The organism is Microbacterium sp. CJ77 (genome assembly GCF_002911615.1).
In the GTDB taxonomy this organism is placed as follows: Bacteria; Actinomycetota; Actinomycetes; order Actinomycetales; family Microbacteriaceae; genus Microbacterium.
Map to the genome: position 1 here is coordinate 215,102 of NZ_PQBR01000006.1, position 16,376 is coordinate 231,477.

Below are 16,376 nucleotides of genomic sequence, written 5' to 3' on the forward strand. Positions count from 1 at the left end.
GCGGGCGGCCGCGTTCACGGCATCCGCTCCTGCGGAGAAAAGTGCGGCGATGGGGCGCAGATGCGGACATAGACTGGCCGTATGCGCAGCTACAAGATCGCCGAGGCCGCCCGACTGCTCGGGGTGAGCGACGATACCGTGCGCCGGTGGATCGAGCAGGAGCTGCTGCCCACCACCGGGGCCACACCCGCCGAGGTTCCCGGCGATGCGCTCGCCGCCCGTGCGGTCGAGCTGGCGCGTGCCGCCGCCGACCCCACCGACGTCCTCTCCAGTGCCCGCAACCGCTTCGTCGGGCTGGTGACGCGTGTGCAGATCGACGGCGTCATGGCGCAGCTCGACATCCAGGCGGGCCCCCACCGCGTCGTTTCGCTGCTGTCGGCGGAGGCCGTGCGCGAGATGAACCTCGATGTCGGCTCGCTCGCCGTCGCGGTCGTCAAGGCGACCAACGTCATCGTCGAAGCGCCCCGCGAATGAGAGCGCGGGGGTCCGCGCGGCGGACGGGTCGGATCGTCGCGCTGGCGGCAGCCGCGGTCGCCGTGGCGCTCGCGCTCGCCGGGTGCGCGGCATCGCCAGGAGCGGAGCCCGAAGCATCCGAATCCGGCGAGCTCTCGGGAAGCCTGTCGGTTTATGCGGCCGCGTCCCTGCGCACGGCGTTCGATCGGATCTCCGCAGAATTCGAGGCCGAGAACCCGGGAGTCGATATCCTTCCCCTCGTGTACGACGGATCGAGCACGCTGGCCCGGCAGATCGTCGAGGGTGCCCCCGCGGACGTCTTCGCCTCGGCGGACGAGAAGAACATGGAGACCGTGGAGGACGCCGGACTGCTCGCGGGATCCGCGGAGCTCTTCGCCGGCAACACCCTCGTGATCGTCGTTCCCGCGGGCAATCCCGGTCGGGTGACCTCGCTCGAGGATCTCGCCGATGCCGACCTGTCGATCGTGCTGTGCGCTCCCGAGGTTCCGTGTGGCGCGGCATCCGCGACGCTGCTCTCGAATGCCGGGGTCGTCGCGCGACCGGTGAGCGTCGAGCAGAACGTCACGGCGGTGCTGACGAAGGTGGCTGCGGGCGAGGCCGACGCCGGCCTCGTCTACCGCACGGATGTCGTCGGGCGCGAGGACGTCGCGGCCATCGTGCCCGACGGGGCCGAGGACGTCGTCAACAGGTATCCGATCGCCGCACTCGCGGGTGCGGCCGACCCCGACGCCGCCGCCGCGTTCGTCGCTTTCGTGCTCGGTGCGCGCGGGCAGGCGATTCTCGCCGACCTGCAGTTCGCGGACCGCGGGTTCGGGTCCCCGTGATGTCGGGGCGCGGTGCGGTGGGGTTCGTCCCGCCGATTCTGGCCGTGCCCGCCGTGCTCGGGCTCGCCCTGCTCGTCGTGCCTCTCGGTGCGCTCGTCGCGCGCGTGGAATGGTCGACGCTCTGGGCCGACATCACCTCGCCCGCGGCGCTCGATGCCCTCTGGCTGTCGCTCCGCACCGGATTCGTCGCGACCGCGATCTGCGTGCTGCTCGGTGTGCCCCTCGCGCTGGTCATCGCCCGTTCGGGGCCCCGCGTCTCGGCGCTGCTGCGCGTGATCGTGACCGTGCCGCTCGTCCTGCCCCCGATGGTGGGTGGCGTCGCTCTGCTCTTCCTGTTCGGCCGGACGGGACCGCTCGGCCAGGCGCTCGAGACCTGGGGCATCCAGATCCCGTTCTCGACCACGGCCGTGATCCTCGCGCAGACGTTCGTCGCCCTGCCCTTCCTCGTGCTCGCGCTCGAGGGCTCGATGCGCACGGCCGGGGTCGAGTTCGAGCGCACGGCATCGACGCTCGGGGCCGGGCGGTGGCGGATCCTGTGGCGGGTCACACTGCCGCTCGCCGCGCCCGGACTCATCGCCGGGGTGATCCTCGCGTTCGCCCGGGCGATCGGCGAGTTCGGGGCGACCGCGCTCTTCGCCGGGAACGCTCCCGGCGTGACGCAGACGATGCCCCTCGCGATCTACACGGCATTCAACGGCTCGGGGGTCGGGCAGGGGACCGCGGTGGCGCTGTCGCTGCTGCTGCTGGTCACGGCGATCCTCGTGCTGCTGCTCGTGCGCGCGTGGCGGCCCCCTTCCGCAGACGCGAGCCGTGGCGGAACGGAGACCGTCCGATGACCGGGGCAGCGCTCGCCGCCGAGATCGTCGTCGAGCGCAAGGGCTTCCGCCTCGAGGCGCGGATCGACTGCGCGCCCGGCGAGGTCGTCGCCGTGATGGGGCCGAGCGGGGCGGGCAAGTCGACGCTGCTCGCGGCGATCGCGGGCCTCCAGCGGCTCACGGACGGACGCGTCCGGATCGGGGATCGGGATGTCGCATCCGCCACCCGCCCGCGGCGCCACGTTCCGGCGGCGCAGCGCGGCGCGGTGCTGCTCGGCCAGGACGCCCGACTGTTCCCGCACTTGACGGCGCGCGAGAACATCGCGTTCGGGCCTCGCGCCCGCGGCATCGACCGCAAGGTCGCTCTCGGCGACGCCGACGACTGGCTGTGGCGCGTCGGGCTTCCCGGGATGGGCAACCGTCGTCCCGCACAACTATCGGGTGGACAGCAGCAGCGCGTCGCGATCGCGCGTGCTCTTGCCACCTCGCCACAGGTGCTGCTGCTCGACGAACCCCTCACCTCGCTCGACCCCGAGACCGCCGCGGACGTCCGCGCCATGCTGCACGATCAGCTCGCCGCGACCCACGCGACCGCGGTCGTCGTGACGCACGACGCCGTGGACGCCGCGGCCCTCGCGACGCGCCTCGTGGTGGTGGAGGGCGGTCGCGTCACGCAGTCCGGGGGAGTGCGCGAGGTGCTGCGCGCACCCGCGACGCGCTTCGTCGCGACGGTGGCCGGTGTCAACCTGATCCACGGCGTCGCCCACGACGGGCGCTGGCGCGCCGTTTCCGCGTCGCCCGAGGTGCTCATCGCCTCCGCGGATGACGCGTCCATTGCCGCGGCTGCGACCGAGGGCGCACCGTTGGCGGCCGTCTTCCGCCCCTCGGAGGTACGCCTCGAGCGCGCGGTCGAGTCCACGTGGACGGGCGCGCTGCGGCTCGCCGCCGAGGAACAGGCGACGCCCGGGACGTGGCTCGCCCGGGTCGTCCGCGTCGAGCAGACACCGGTCGGTGCGAGAGTGCACACGGCCGAGCCCGCTGTCGCGGCGGACGTCGCGGCCGAGGCCATCGTCGAGTCGGGGCTCGCCCCGGGCGTGCCCGTGCGCGTGAGTGTGGATCCCGCCGCCGTGAGACTCCTCGCGGTCGCGGGCGCCTAGGCGCGGTTGCCCACGCGGCCGTGATCCAGCCGCACGATCCGGTCGACGAGCCCATCGGGGACCGTCACGTGCGAGATCAGCACGACCGCGCGGTCGGCCGGCACCGCCGCGAGCAGATCCGTGAGCAGGGCATCGGATGCCGCGGGGTCCACGCCCGCGGTCGGCTCATCGAGCACGAGCACCGGGAACTCGCGCAGCAGCGCCCGGGCGAGCGCGATCCGCTGCGCCTGGCCGCCCGATACCAGGGCCCCGCGCTCGCCGACGCGGGCATCCAGCCCGCCGCGCTCGCGCAGCCATGTGCCGAGGCCGACGCGGTCGAGGGATACCTCGAGCTCGGCATCCGTCGCCGTATCGCGCGCGAACAACAGGTTCTGCCGGATGGTCTCGTCGAAGAGCATCGGGCGCTGCTCGCAGAGGCCCACCGTCAGGCGCAGGTCGTCGTCCGCGATCCGGTCGACGGGGGTGCCGCCGATCTCGTACGTTCCCGCGCAGTCGAGGAATCGCACGAGCACGTGGGCGAGCGTCGTCTTGCCCGCCCCGCTCGACCCGACGACGAGGACGCGCTCGCCGGGCGCGACGTCCAGGTCCACTCCGCGGAGCGCCGGCCCGTCGGCGTGGGGCCAGCGCGCCGAGACATCCCGCAGCCTCAGACCGGTCCCGAGGTCTGGCGCGACCCCCGTCGGCGCGATCGACGCGGCGACGAGGCCCGCGGGCAGGGTGTCAGGCAGGGACTCGGCGATGCGTGTCGCGCTCGCCCGCACCTGACGCCAGGCCGCGGCGGCGAGGGGGACGGCCGCGAAGACCTCGAACACCGCCATCGGCACCAGGACGATGACCGCGAGCGCGGGGCCATCGAGCGCAGCCGGTGCCGCGACGGCGATGGCGGCGATCGAGGCCGCCCCCGCCAGCAGCGTCACGAGCGCCGTGGTGCCGGCCTGCGCCACCGCGCGGCGGACGACGGCCCGGCTGACCGCCGCATCGGCGTCCCGGATGCGGTCGCGGCTCGCCGACTCGGCGCCGTACGCCACGAGCACGTCGAGCGAACCGAAGTGATCGAGCAGGGCATCGGTCAGGCGAGCACGGAGGGGCGCGATGGATCGCTCGGCCCGACCGCCGACCGCCCAGCCCCACAGTGTTGCGACGAGACCCGCCGCAACGAGGCAGACCGCGAGCGTGAGCCCGGCCGGCGGATAGACGACCCCGACGAGCACGATCGATCCGAGCACGACGAGGGCCGATCCGGCGAGGGGTTCGACGACGCGGAGCGGCAGATTCTGCAGGTCGTCCACGTCGTCGACGAGGGCACCGAGGACGGATCCGCGGCGGGTGCGCCCCAGCCCGTCGGGGGCGAGGGGGATGAGTCTGCGCACCATCCCGCTGCGGGTCGCCGCGAGCTGTCGAAGGGCGGCGTCGTGCCCCGTCAGGCGCTCGAGGTAGCGGAAGCTCGCGCGGGTGAGGGCGAAGAGCCGCACCCCCACGACCGCTATCGAGAGGTAGAGCACCGGCGGCTGTTCGCTCGCGCGCACGATCAGCCACGCGCTGACCGCCAGCAGCGCGACGGCCGAGGCCTCGGAGAGGAAGCTGGAGGCGATGGCGGGCCAGAACCGGCGCGCGGGCGGCATCGCGCCGCGCAGCACGGCGGCGGTCGTCGTCCCCATGACGGGGGTCGCGGGCGCGGTCATGCGCTCACCCCTGCGAGCTGCAGGGCGACGACGAGGTCCGCGATGCCGCGGGCGCTCTGCCGGTGCGAAACGAGCAGGATGGTGGCCCCGGCATCCGCGATATCACGAAGACTCCGCCAGAGCGCGGCCTCGGTCATCGCGTCGAGGGCCGAGCTCGGCTCGTCGAGCGCGATCACGGCCGCGCGTCCGCTGAGGTGACGGTAGAGGGCGCGCGCCACGGCAACGCGTTGCGCCTGACCACCCGAGAGCCCCGAGCCGCGCACGCCGAGGGGGAGGGATGCGTCGATGCCGTCCGCCTGCGCCAGCGACAGCGCCCGGTCGATCAGAGTCGGGTCCGGCGACGGATCGCCGAGGGCGACGTTCTCGGCGACGGTGCCGGCGATCAGGCCGGGCTGCTGCCCCGCCCAGGCGAGCCAGCCCGACGGTGCGGTTCCCCGCAGGTCGGTGTCGCCGAGCGTCGCGGTGCCGTCCCACTCGGCCGCGCCGCGCAGGGCAGCGATGAGGCTCGTCTTGCCGACGCCGCTCGGACCCTCGATGACGACGATCTGCCCGGGCGAAGCCGTGATGCTCACGGCGGGCAGCATCCGTTCGCCGCGCCTCACGCGAACGTCGGTGAGCGTGAGAACACCGGATGCGCCCGTGCCCGCACACGAAGATTCCGTCGCGCGCTCGCCGTGTGCCGCGTCGAGCACCGCGAACACGTCGTCCGTTGCGGCGACCCCCTCGGCGGCTGCGTGGAACTGGACGCCGACCTGGCGCAGCGGCAGGTATGCCTCGGGCGCGAGCAGCAGCACGAACAAACCGATCGAGAGGGCGAGTGCCCCATCGACCAACCGGAACCCGATCGACACCGCGATGATCGCGACCGAGATGCTCGCGAGGAACTCGAGAGCGAAGCCCGACAAGAAAGACACCCGCAGCACCCGCATCGTCTCGATCCGGTACCGTTCGGTCACGGATTCGATGGATGCCGCGGCCCGGTGCTGGCGGCCGAACACCTTCAGCGTGCCGAGCCCCTCGACGGTGTCGGCGAAGCGCGCCGCCAGCTGCTGCAGCGTGCCCCACTGTCGCTTCTGCACCGCTCGCGTCGCGAGGCCGATCAGGATCATGAAGATCGGGATGAGCGGGATCGTCAGCAGGACCGTCAGTCCGCTGACCCAGTCCTGCCACCACATCACGAGGATGATCAGGGGCGTCGCGATCGCCGTCTGCACGAGCTGCGGCAGGTAGCGGCCGAAGTACGCCTCGAGCGCGTCGAGGCCATGCCCGGCGGTCACGGCGAGGTGCGCCGAGTTGCGCTCGTCGAGCCACCCGGGACCGAGGATGCCGACCGCTTCGACGAGGCGGGTCCGCAGCTGGGCCTGCACGCGCGCCGCCGCGAGGGCGGCCGACCGCTCGCGCACCCACACCAGCACGGCACGCAGCGCCACGACGCCCGCGAGGGCGCCGAGGGTCACCCACAGGTCGGCCGCAGGCATCCCGTCGATGACGCCCACGATCGCCCGGGTCAGCAGCCACGCGAACGCGACGATCACCGCCGTCTGCACGAGCGCGATCACGGCGATGATCGCGAAGAAGGACCGCGACGCGGTCGCGTACTTCAGCAGTCGGGGGTCGACCGGTGGGGTGCGCGCGGACGGCGCATCCGGGACATCCTGATCCTGACTCACAGCATTTCGACGATACCGGTGCGCACGCGTCAGTGCGCGGCTGCCTCCGCGGCCTTCTCGATGTGCGAGCGCGAGACGCGGCGCCGGAACACCCAGTAGGTCCAGCCCTGGTAGGCGAGGACGAGGGGCAGGAAGACGAGCGCCGCCCACGACATGATCGTCAGCGTGTAGTCGGTGCTCGACGCGTTCTCGATCGTCAGGCTGTACGCGGGATCGGTCGACGAGGGCATCACATAGGGGTACAGCGCGAACCAGAGGGTGCCGACCGCCGACACGACGGTTGCGGCGGCGAAGCCGAACGCCCATCCCTCACGGTCGCGCAGGTTTGCGCCGACCGACAGGATCAGGAACACCGCCGCAGCGATCGCCAGCACCATGACCGGCATGGCCGGGTGGGCGATGACCGTCCACAGCAGGAACGCCGCGGCGACGACGATCGTCAGGAACCCCGCGCGTGCGGCGAGACGCCGGGCGTCGTCGTGCACCTGGCCGTCGGTCTTCAACGCCACGAAGCTCACGCCGTAGGTGAAGAAGAGCAGGAGCGTCGTCACGCCGCCGAGAAGGGCGTAGGGGTTCAGGAGCGTCAGCAGGGTGCCGGTGAACTCGAAATCCTGATCGATCGGCACGCCCTGCACGATGTTGGCGAACGCGACGCCCCACAGCAGCGCGGGCACGGCGGACCCGATGACGATCATCGTGTCGAAGCCCTTCTTCCAGCGCAGACCGTCGCGCTGGTGGCGGTACTCGAACGAGACGCCGCGCAGGATCAGCGCCAGCAGAATCAGCAGCAGGGCGAGATAGAAGCCGCTGAAGAGCGTGGCGTACCACTCGGGGAACGCGGCGAACAGCGCCGCACCCGCGACGATCAACCAGGTCTCGTTGAGGTCCCAGACGGGGCCGATCGTGTTGATGATCTGGCGGCGGCCGACGTCGTCCTTGCCGAGGAACGGCAGAGACATCCCGACGCCGAAGTCGAAACCATCGAGCAGGAAGTACCCGATGAAGAGGAATCCGATGATCCAGAACCAGAGGTAGGCGAGGTCCATGGCGATTCTCCTAGTAGACCGTCGTCGTGAGTCGGTGGGTTGTGTCTTTGCCGGATTCCGGGTCGTCCGGATCGGGCAGCGGATCCGGCCCCTTTCGGGCCGCCTTCAGGATCAGACCGAACTCGACGACGGCGAGTGCGGCGTAGATCGCGGTGAACGCGACGAGCGATATCAGCACGGTCCAGCCCGGAACGTTCGGCGAGACGCCATTCTCGGTCAGCATCAGGCTGAACACGATCCAGGGTTGGCGACCCATCTCGGTGAACGCCCAGCCGACCAGGCTGGCGAGGAGCGGCAGGGGAGCCGACCAGATCGCGACCTTCCACATCCACTTCGCGACGGGGCGCTTGGCGCTCTTGCGCGTGACCCACAGTCCCACGATCGCGATGAGCGTCGCGGCACCGCCGAGCCCGATCATCCAGCGGAACGACCAGTACGTCACCCAGATGATCGGCATGTAGCTGACGCCCTCGCCGAACTGCGTCTCGTACTGCGCCTGCAGGTCGTTCAACCCCTCGACGCATCCGTCCAGCGTGTGCGTCGACAGGAACGACAACAGATACGGAACGCGCAGCGACCAGATCTCTTCCGAGCCGTCCGGGGTCCCGAGCGAGAAGAGGGAGAACGAGGCATCCGCGCCGCACGCCGTATTCCACAGCGCCTCGGCCGCCGCCATCTTCATCGGCTGCGTCGAGACCATGACCAGTCCCAGCTGATCGCCCGTGAGGGCGGTGCCCGCGAACGAGATGATCATGAACCAGAGCCCGAACCGCAGCGACGAACGCATCGTCACCAGGTGCTGACCGCGCGACAGATGCCAGGCCGAGACCGCGATCACGACGGCCGCCGCGAACATCCACGCGGCGAAGATCGTGTGCGGGAATGCAGCGAGCACGACCGGGTTGGTCAGGACCGCCCCGAAGTCGACCAGTTCGGCACGACCGCCATCCGCGGCCATCTGATACCCGACGGGATTCTGCATGAAGGCGTTGGCGGCGAGGATGAAGTAGGCCGACAGCGTCGAGCCGAGCACGACCATCCAGATCGACGCGAGGTGCAGGGCGCGGGGGAGCCGGTCCCATCCGAAGATCCACAACCCGATGAAGGTCGCCTCGAAGAAGAACGCCATGAGGCCCTCGAACGCGAGCGGGGCTCCGAAGACATCGCCGACGAACCGCGAATATGCCGACCAGTTCATACCGAACTGGAACTCCTGCACAATGCCCGTCACGACACCCATCGCGAAGTTGATCAGGAAGATCTTGCCGAACAGGCGGGTCAGATGCAGCCACTTGACGTGACCGCTGCGATGCCAGGCCGTCTGGAAGATCGCGACGACGAGGGCGAGGCCGAGCGTGAGGGGGACGAAGAGGTAGTGATAGAGCGTCGTCAGGCCGAACTGCCAACGGGCCAGTAGCAGCGGGTCGAGGAAATCCATGGGCGACGCTCCTTTGGTGCGCATCGGGGCGTCATTGCACCGGTCTATCGAAGAGGAGCTCGCCCGACGCGGTAAGACAATGATCTCAGGTCGTCTGGCTGGGGAGGCACCGGGCGGGCCGTGTAAAAGGAGCGACGCCCGGCCCCCGTCCCGGGACGCGCGGATAGGCTCGACCCATGCGTGCGTGCGAGGGACGAGAGGGCGGCAGCCGATGACGGCCGTAGCCGTCACGATCGCCCGGCGCGTCGAGCTCCCCGTTCGCGCGGGCGGCGCCGATGGTGCGGCCGGCGCCCAGGCATCCGGTCCGCTCGTCGACACGCACGGCCGCGTTCATCGCGACATGCGCATCTCGTTGACCGATCGGTGCTCGCTGCGGTGCACGTACTGCATGCCCGAGCAGGGCAACGAGTGGCTCGCACGAACCAGCATCCTGACCCTCGACGAGATCGAACGGATCGCTCGGGTCGGCGCCGCCGCGGGAATCACGACGTTCCGCCTGACCGGCGGCGAGCCTCTGCTGCGTGCGGACATCGTCGACGTGGTGCGACGGCTCGGCGCGATCGAGGGGCCGGACGGCCCGATCGAGATCGCGATGACGACCAACGGCATCAGACTGCCCGAGTTTCTGCCGGCCCTGATCGACGCGGGATTGCGACGGCTGAACATCAGCATCGACACGATCCGCCGCGACCGCTTCCACGAACTCACCCGCCGCGACCGCCTGGACGACGTGCTCGAGGGCATCGCGGCCGCGCAGGCATCGGGGCTGCGTCCGCTCAAGCTCAACGCGGTGGCGATGCGGGGTGTGAACGACGACGAGATCGTCGAGCTGACCGAGTTCGCGATGGCCCACGACGCGCAGCTGCGCTTCATCGAGCAGATGCCGCTCGACGCCGGCCACACGTGGGACCGCGCCTCGATGGTGACACGCGAAGAGATCCTGGACGCGCTGGCCGCGCGCTGGACCCTCGTGCCGATCCCCGGTCGTGGCGGGGCACCCGCCGAGCGGTGGGCTCTCGATGGCGGTCCCCACACGGTGGGCGTCATCGCCTCGGTCACCGCGCCGTTCTGCGGAGACTGCGACCGACTGCGACTGACGGCGGATGGGCAGATCCGCAACTGCCTGTTCTCGACGACCGAGTACGACCTGCTGCCGATCCTGCGGGCCGAGAACCCGGCGGCCGGTTCGATCGACGCGGCTCTCGACGACATGCTGCGCTCGAGCGTTCGGGGCAAGCTCCCCGGGCACGCGATCGACGACCCCTCCTTCCTCCAGCCGCTGCGCAGCATGAACGCGATCGGCGGTTGAATCCATGGGACGGATCACGACGCGGCGTCCGGTGACGAAGATCACGCTCGGCGGCGAGCCCGTGCGCCGCTCCGACACCCTGGCCGTCGAGGAGCCGCTCGAGATCCGCGTCGGCGGAACGTCGCTGGCGATCACGATGCGCACGCCCGGGAACGACGTGGAACTGGCCGCGGGGTTCCTCGTCTCGGAGGGCGTGATCTCGGCGGGCGAGCATTTTCGCGGTGCGATCCACTGCGGCGGTCCCGGCACCGGCGGCCCCCTCGCGGGCAACACCGAGAACACCTACAACGTGCTCGATGTCACCCTCGCCGCGGGCGTCGCACCGCCGGATCCGGATCTCGCGCGCAACTTCTACACGACGAGCTCGTGCGGTCTCTGCGGCAAGGCATCTATCGAGGCCGTGGAGACCGTCTCGGTCTACGACGTCGCATCGGATGCGGTGGCCCTGTCGGCCGGATCGCTCGCGACGTTCCCCGAGAAGCTCCGCGCCCAGCAGGCCGTGTTCGACAAGACGGGCGGGCTGCACGCCGCGGCCCTGTTCGACGCGACGACCGGGGAGCTGGTCGTGCTGCGCGAGGACGTCGGACGCCACAACGCGGTCGACAAGGTCGTCGGCTGGGCAATCCTGAACGACCGGTTGCCGCTCAGCGGCCACGTGCTGATGGTCTCGGGCCGTGCCAGTTTCGAGCTCGTGCAGAAGGCGATCATGGCCGGCCTGCCGATCCTGTCGGCCGTATCGGCGCCGTCGTCGCTCGCGGTCGAGCTGGCCGACGCATCCGGTCTGACCCTCGTCGGGTTCCTGCGCGGGTCGTCGATGAACGTCTACGCGCGACCCGACCGCATCCGGGTGTGAGCCGCGCCTACGCCATCGTCAGTTGGACGACGCACTGCGTCGGATCGCAGGAGGGTCGCATACCCGCGACGGTGAGGGGACCGCGCGCCTCCGCCAGCACACCCTGCATGATGCCCAGGTGCACCGAGCACAGCGTGTCGCGGTGGGCCGATTGCGATGCCGCGTGCGGGCACGGGGTCAGGTCGATCGTGAACTCGCGCTCGTCGATCAGGGGATCGAAGCCCGACTCGCTCAGGTGGTCGACGATCGCGTCGAGCTGGTGTGTCGTCTCGGTGCCGAGCTCGCGGACGGATGCTCCGGTCCACGGCATCACGCGCCGCATGATGTCGCCGCGCTCGGCCGCCGCGCGGGCCTTGCGGCGCGCGATGGGGCTGGAGGCGTCGGGCTGGCCGGTCGCGGCGCGGTAGAGGACCCGCGGGCGTCCGCGCGTCGTCCGGTGTTCGGTCTCGCGCACGATGTGACCCGCATCGAGCAGGCGCTCGAGGTGCTCGCGGACGGTGTTGGGATGCAGGGCCGTCGCCGCGGCGAGCGCGGCGACGGTCTGCTGCGGGTGCATCTGGATGAGGTGGAGGATCTCGACGCGGCTGAAGCTCGAAATCGCGCTGTATCCGACGCTCTGCATGGTCATGCCTCGATTATTCACGGCGCCGAGCGGTGCCACCGTGACCAAAGTCCCACGGAGTGGGTGCGGATCAGGCGGGGGCGGTGGGCGGAATCAGCTCGGCGATCAGGGCTTCGACGCGGGCGCGGATGTCATCGCGGATCGGCCGGACGGATTCGATGCCCTGACCTGCCGGGTCGTCGAGTTCCCAGTCCTCGTAGCGCTTTCCGGGGAAGATCGGGCACGCATCGCCGCAGCCCATCGTGATCACGACGTCGGACTCGCGCACCGCCTCGACGGTGAGCACCTTCGGCGTGTTGTTCGCGATGTCGATGCCCTCTTCGGCCATGGCATCGACGGCGACCGGGTTGATCGTGTCTTTCGGGGCAGAACCGGCCGAGAGGACCTCGATCGAATCGCCGGCGAGTGCACGGAGGTATCCTGCGGCCATCTGCGAGCGTCCCGCGTTGTGGACGCAGACGAACAGGACGGTGGGCTTGTCGGTCATCGGGACTCGCTTTCTCTCTGAAGTAAAAGCATAGGCGAATATCTATGGATTGCGAATCGACGTCAGTCCTGGCCGTTGATCCGGCTGCGGCGCTCGATCAGCACGGTGTCGCGCCAGTGGCCCGCTCGCGGCCCCCGGCCCGACCGTGCGATCCGTTCGCGGCGCCCGACGGTTCGGAAGCCGGCGCGCTCGTGCAGCGCGAGGCTCGCCGCGTTCTCGGGGAAGATACTCGACTGGATGCACCAGAAGCCCGCGTCTTCGGCGGCGTCGATCAGCGCAGCGAGGAGCGTACGGCCGATCCCGAGCCCCCGTGAGCTGCGCGCGACATACACCGAATGCTCGATCACGCCGCGGTAGGCGGCACGGATCGAGACGGGGGATGCCGCGGCCCAGCCGAGGATCGACTCACCGTCGACCGCGACCGGGCGTAGGTCCGGCAGGCGGGACGCGTCGAAGGCGGCCCAGGTCGGCACCTCGACCTCGAAGGTCGCCTCGCCGTCTTCGATCCCCTGTTCATAGATCAGGGCGACCGCGTCCCAGTCCGCGGCTCGCATCTGGCGAACCGTCGTCATGTGCAGCAGGCTCCTCCGCCGATGTCGGTCGAGCACACTCCCGTCGCCGGCAGCGTGAGCGCCACGCGAAGGGCGCTCTCGGTGTCGCCCGCCAGGTGAGCCGCGACCGAGCGGACCTGTTCGTAGCCCGTCGCGAGCAGGAAGGTGGGCGCGCGCCCGTACGACTTCATGCCCACGATGAAGAAGTTCTGCTCGGGATGCGTCAACTCGCGGAACCCGTGCGGCTCGACCGTTCCGCACGAGTGCACGTTCGGGTCGATCAGCGGGGCGAGCCGCCGCGGCGCCTCGACGATGTCGTCGAGCTCGAGGCGCAGCTCGCGCAGAATGCCGAGGTCGGGTCGGAACCCGGTCGCGTTCACGATCTGATCCGTGCGGTGTGAGACGGTCTCGCCCCGGCGGAGTCCGACGAGCTCGACGGGGCCCGCCGTGAGGTCATCGGATTCGTCGACCCGGCGTGCGCCGACGATCTCGAACCCGTCGACCAGATCGATCGCGCCGTCGCGGACCAGTTGCTCGACGCGTCCGCCGAGCTCGGCGCGCCCGGCGAGTTCGTCGTCGGGCGCCGTGGTGACGCGTGCGGCGCGAGAGTTTCGGATCAGCCAGGTGATGCGTGTGCCCGGCTCGTCCGAGGCGAGCTTCACGAGCGCGAGGAGCGTGTTCGCCGCCGAGTGCCCCGCGCCGACGACGGTGGTGTGCCGACCCGCGAACCGCGCCCGGTCCCGACCCAGCACATCGGGGAGTGCGGGCGAAACGCGGTCGGCCACATCGCCCAGACCCAGGGGGTCGAGTCCGCTCGAGCCGAGGCTGTTCGGTGTGCGGTACGTGCCCGAGGCGTCGATGACCGCCCGGGCCGCGACATCCTCGATCGTTCCGTCGGCGCGGCGGATGCGCAGGGCGAACGGGGTGACAGCGCGCGCCCGGGTGCGGGTGCGATCCATGCCCTCGCGGGTCACGGCCAGCACCTCGGTGCCGGTGCGGGTGCGGGACGCGATCGCGTCGAGCTGGGCCAGGGGAATCAGGTACCGGGAAACGAGCTCGGCGCCGGTGGGGATGCGGGATGCCGCGGGTGCCTGCCATCCGGACGACTCGAGCAGGCGCGCCGCGGCGGGGTCGACCAGGTGCTCCCAGGGGGAGAAGAGGCGGGTGTGGCCCCACGCCCGCACGCTCGCACCGATCGCGTCGCCGGCTTCGTAGATCGTGAAGTCGATGCCGCGCTCGGTCAGATGTGCCGCCGCGGCGAGCCCGATGGGGCCCGCGCCGACGATCGCGACCGGCAGTGTATCGAGGCGGCTCGCGCGAGAGGCGCGCGGCGTGAGGTCGAGCAGGGTCATGATCCCCTCCGAATATCGATGGTCTTCGATGTTCGAGTATCCGCCGTCTATCGATGAGTGTCAATATCGATTAGCATCGATGCGTGACTCTTCTTCCCCTGACGGATGTCTCCGCACCCGCGTGCGGCACCGCCCTCGTCCGCGAGCCGCTCGGCGCCGACGAGGCCGTGGCTCTCGCGCACACGATGAAGGCCCTCGCCGATCCCGCCCGGCTGCGTCTGCTCTCGATCGTCGCCGCGTCGGAGGGTGCCGAGGCGTGCGTCTGTGACCTGACCGAACCGGTCGGGCTCAGCCAGCCGACCGTGTCGCACCACCTCAAGGTCCTCACCGAGGCGGGGTTTCTCACGCGCAGCAAGCGCGGCACCTGGGCCTACTACGGGCTGGTTCCCGGTGCGCTCGACCGCGTCTCACGTCTGCTGATCGGCTCGTGAGGGCAACTGCGCGCGCCGTCGGCGCGGAGTTCCTCGGCAGCGCCCTGCTCGCGGCGATCGTCATCGGCTCGGGCATCATGGCGCAGCAGCTCTCGCCGCGCGACGTGGGTCTGCAGCTCTTCGAGAACGCGTTCGCCACGGCGCTCGGTCTCGGGGTCCTGATCCTGATCCTGCAGCCGGTGTCCGGCGCACACTTCAACCCCGCCGTGACGATCGCCGACATCGTGCTGCATCGCCGCCCGTGGTCGGTGGCGGGCGTCTACCTCCCGGCGCAGATCGCCGGGTGCATCGCCGGCGCGGTCCTCGCGAACCTGATGTTCGGGCTCGCCGCCGTGTCGTGGAGCACGACGGATCGCGCCGACGGCCCGCGGCTGCTGTCCGAGGTCATCGCGACGGCCGGGCTGGTGTTCCTCATCTTCGCGCTCGTGTGCACGGGCCGGGGTCATCTCGCCGCTCCCGCGGTCGGCGCATACATCGGTGCGGCCTACTTCTTCACGTCGTCGACGAGCTTCGCCAACCCGGCCATCACGATCGGCCGCGCCTTCAGCGACACCTTCGCCGGCATCGCGCCCACCTCGGTCCTGCCCTTCATCGTGGCGCAGCTGGTCGGTGCGGGTGTGGGTGTTGCGGTCGCGCTCGCACTGTTCCCCCTGGCCAAGCGCGCACCCGATGGCCTCGACGTGGTCGCGCAGGCCGATCCCCGCACCTAGCGTCGGCGCGAGTACAGGGCGACGAGCGCGACCATCACGATCAGCTCGATCAGCGTCTGCGTGACCACGACGAGCGGCGTCAGCGCGAATGCCGACGGCAGGGCGAGCGCGAGGGGCAGCACGACAAGCGAATTGCGGGTGACTCCGCTGAAGACGACGGCGCGGCGGGTGGGGGTGTCGAGTCGAGCGACCCGTCCCACGGCCGCGCCCAGGCCCGTCATGATCGCTGCGAACGCAACGAATACCGGCACGACCGCGACGAGCGTGCCGAGGGATCCCACGACCGCCGCGACCTGCGACCCGACAACGGCGGCGAGCGTCAGCATCATGAGGGGCACCATCGCCGCGAGCGCCGCGGTCATCACCGCACGCGCGACGCGCGTCCGCGCGGCCAGCGCACGCGTCAGGGCGGCGAGCGCGAGCGGCAGCGCGATCAGGAGCAGGAACGCCATCACGAAGGGGTGCAGATCGACGGATGTCGCGGATTTCGATCCCACCATCAGCCACAGATAGAGCGGGAGCAGCGCCATCTGCGCGAGCATCAGCAGGGGCGTTGCCGCGAGCAGGCGTTCCCTGGACCCGCCCGCGAGTCCGGTGAACACGATGACGTAGTCGACGCACGGCGTCAGCAGCACCAGCAGCACGCCGACGACGAGCGCCTGATCGAACGCCACGAAACGAGAGAGTCCGAACGCGATCGGCGGGACGATCACGAAGTTGAGGATCAGAACGGTCGTCAGAAACCGGCCGTCCCGAAACGCGCCCGCAAGCCGCCCGAACGGCACGCCGAGGAAGGTCGCGTACAGCAGCAGCCCGAGGGTCGGCGTGATCGACAACTCGAGCGGGCCCGCCGCCGCGGGATATCCGAGACCGACGGCCGCCCCGACCGCGATGGCCGCGAGGGAGAGCGCGACCTGGTGTCGCTCGCCCCATTCGATGACCCGCGACATCCGCC

General features: G+C 70.6%; 17 protein-coding genes. 8 read left to right on the forward strand and 9 right to left on the reverse strand.

The features are described from left to right. The first annotated feature begins 81 nt into the window (after nt 1-81). From C2868_RS01750 to C2868_RS01765, 4 genes are read left to right on the forward strand one after another with little or no spacing between them, the layout of a single operon-like run. A complete protein-coding gene (locus C2868_RS01750) occupies nt 82-474 on the forward strand; it encodes a molybdopterin-binding protein (protein ID WP_100811864.1) in 393 nt (130 codons plus the stop codon). Continuing rightward, nucleotides 471-1,298: a molybdate ABC transporter substrate-binding protein gene (modA, locus tag C2868_RS01755; protein ID WP_100811863.1), complete on the forward strand. Its 828-nt coding sequence runs from the start codon at nt 471-473 to the stop codon at nt 1,296-1,298. Before C2868_RS01750 ends, modA begins: the two co-directional genes overlap by 4 nt. Continuing rightward, the gene (locus C2868_RS01760) at nt 1,298-2,134 is read left to right on the forward strand and encodes an ABC transporter permease (RefSeq protein ID WP_100811862.1); all 837 of its coding nucleotides are present in this window, start codon (nt 1,298-1,300) and stop codon (nt 2,132-2,134) included. Before modA ends, C2868_RS01760 begins: the two co-directional genes overlap by 1 nt. Continuing rightward, nucleotides 2,131-3,270, forward strand: a complete 1,140-nt coding sequence (locus tag C2868_RS01765; protein WP_100811861.1) for an ABC transporter ATP-binding protein — start codon at nt 2,131-2,133, stop codon at nt 3,268-3,270. Before C2868_RS01760 ends, C2868_RS01765 begins: the two co-directional genes overlap by 4 nt. On the opposite strand, the gene cydC is transcribed toward C2868_RS01765, so the two are convergent. The 4 genes from cydC to C2868_RS01785 are packed head-to-tail and all read right to left on the reverse strand — an operon-like array spanning nt 3,267 to nt 9,106. Next, complete coding sequence (cydC, locus tag C2868_RS01770) at nt 3,267-4,952, reverse strand: thiol reductant ABC exporter subunit CydC (RefSeq protein WP_232711291.1); 1,686 nt, start codon at nt 4,950-4,952, stop codon at nt 3,267-3,269. The genes C2868_RS01765 and cydC overlap by 4 nt on opposite strands. Continuing rightward, nucleotides 4,949-6,622 carry a thiol reductant ABC exporter subunit CydD gene (cydD, locus tag C2868_RS01775; RefSeq protein WP_100811860.1) on the reverse strand — a complete coding sequence of 558 codons (1,674 nt, stop codon included), beginning with the start codon at nt 6,620-6,622 and terminating at the stop codon, nt 4,949-4,951. Before cydD ends, cydC begins: the two co-directional genes overlap by 4 nt. Before the next feature lie 29 nt (nt 6,623-6,651). Beyond that, nucleotides 6,652-7,668, reverse strand: coding sequence for a cytochrome d ubiquinol oxidase subunit II (gene cydB / locus C2868_RS01780; RefSeq protein ID WP_100811859.1), 1,017 nt, complete (start codon nt 7,666-7,668; stop codon nt 6,652-6,654). Nucleotides 7,669-7,678: 10 nt separating this feature from the next. Further along, on the reverse strand, nt 7,679-9,106 hold the full coding sequence (locus tag C2868_RS01785) for a cytochrome ubiquinol oxidase subunit I (protein WP_100811858.1): 1,428 nt from the start codon (nt 9,104-9,106) through the stop codon (nt 7,679-7,681). A gap of 211 nt (nt 9,107-9,317) precedes the next feature. Between C2868_RS01785 and moaA the strand changes: the two genes are divergently transcribed. Together moaA and fdhD are read left to right on the forward strand one after the other, a co-directional pair. Continuing rightward, nucleotides 9,318-10,415, forward strand: coding sequence for a GTP 3',8-cyclase MoaA (gene moaA / locus C2868_RS01790; protein WP_100811857.1), 1,098 nt, complete (start codon nt 9,318-9,320; stop codon nt 10,413-10,415). A gap of 4 nt (nt 10,416-10,419) precedes the next feature. After that, nucleotides 10,420-11,268 carry a formate dehydrogenase accessory sulfurtransferase FdhD gene (fdhD, locus tag C2868_RS01795; RefSeq protein ID WP_100811856.1) on the forward strand — a complete coding sequence of 283 codons (849 nt, stop codon included), beginning with the start codon at nt 10,420-10,422 and terminating at the stop codon, nt 11,266-11,268. A gap of 7 nt (nt 11,269-11,275) precedes the next feature. Here the strand turns inward: fdhD and C2868_RS01800 are convergent, their stop codons facing one another. The 4 genes from C2868_RS01800 to C2868_RS01815 form a co-directional block, all read right to left on the reverse strand. After that, nucleotides 11,276-11,896: a winged helix-turn-helix transcriptional regulator gene (locus C2868_RS01800; RefSeq protein ID WP_100811855.1), complete on the reverse strand. Its 621-nt coding sequence runs from the start codon at nt 11,894-11,896 to the stop codon at nt 11,276-11,278. Between the two features lie 64 nt (nt 11,897-11,960). Then, complete coding sequence (locus tag C2868_RS01805; protein ID WP_103662799.1) at nt 11,961-12,377, reverse strand: arsenate reductase ArsC; 417 nt, start codon at nt 12,375-12,377, stop codon at nt 11,961-11,963. A gap of 62 nt (nt 12,378-12,439) precedes the next feature. Further along, entirely contained in the window at nt 12,440-12,949 is a 510-nt protein-coding gene (locus C2868_RS01810) for a GNAT family N-acetyltransferase (RefSeq protein ID WP_181003315.1), read from the reverse strand. Then, on the reverse strand, nt 12,946-14,280 hold the full coding sequence (locus C2868_RS01815; protein WP_100811853.1) for an FAD-dependent oxidoreductase: 1,335 nt from the start codon (nt 14,278-14,280) through the stop codon (nt 12,946-12,948). The genes C2868_RS01810 and C2868_RS01815 overlap by 4 nt, the downstream gene beginning before the upstream one ends. A gap of 83 nt (nt 14,281-14,363) precedes the next feature. Between C2868_RS01815 and C2868_RS01820 the strand changes: the two genes are divergently transcribed. After that, on the forward strand, nt 14,364-14,711 hold the full coding sequence (locus C2868_RS01820) for a metalloregulator ArsR/SmtB family transcription factor (protein WP_100811852.1): 348 nt from the start codon (nt 14,364-14,366) through the stop codon (nt 14,709-14,711). Continuing rightward, nucleotides 14,708-15,421, forward strand: a complete 714-nt coding sequence (locus C2868_RS01825) for an aquaporin (RefSeq protein WP_100811851.1) — start codon at nt 14,708-14,710, stop codon at nt 15,419-15,421. Before C2868_RS01820 ends, C2868_RS01825 begins: the two co-directional genes overlap by 4 nt. Here the strand turns inward: C2868_RS01825 and C2868_RS01830 are convergent. Further along, nucleotides 15,418-16,371 (reverse strand): arsenic resistance protein, encoded by a 954-nt coding sequence (locus C2868_RS01830; protein WP_100811850.1) that lies wholly within the window; start codon nt 16,369-16,371, stop codon nt 15,418-15,420. The two genes, C2868_RS01825 and C2868_RS01830, sit on opposite strands and share 4 nt — an antisense overlap. Nucleotides 16,372-16,376: the final 5 nt, after the last annotated feature.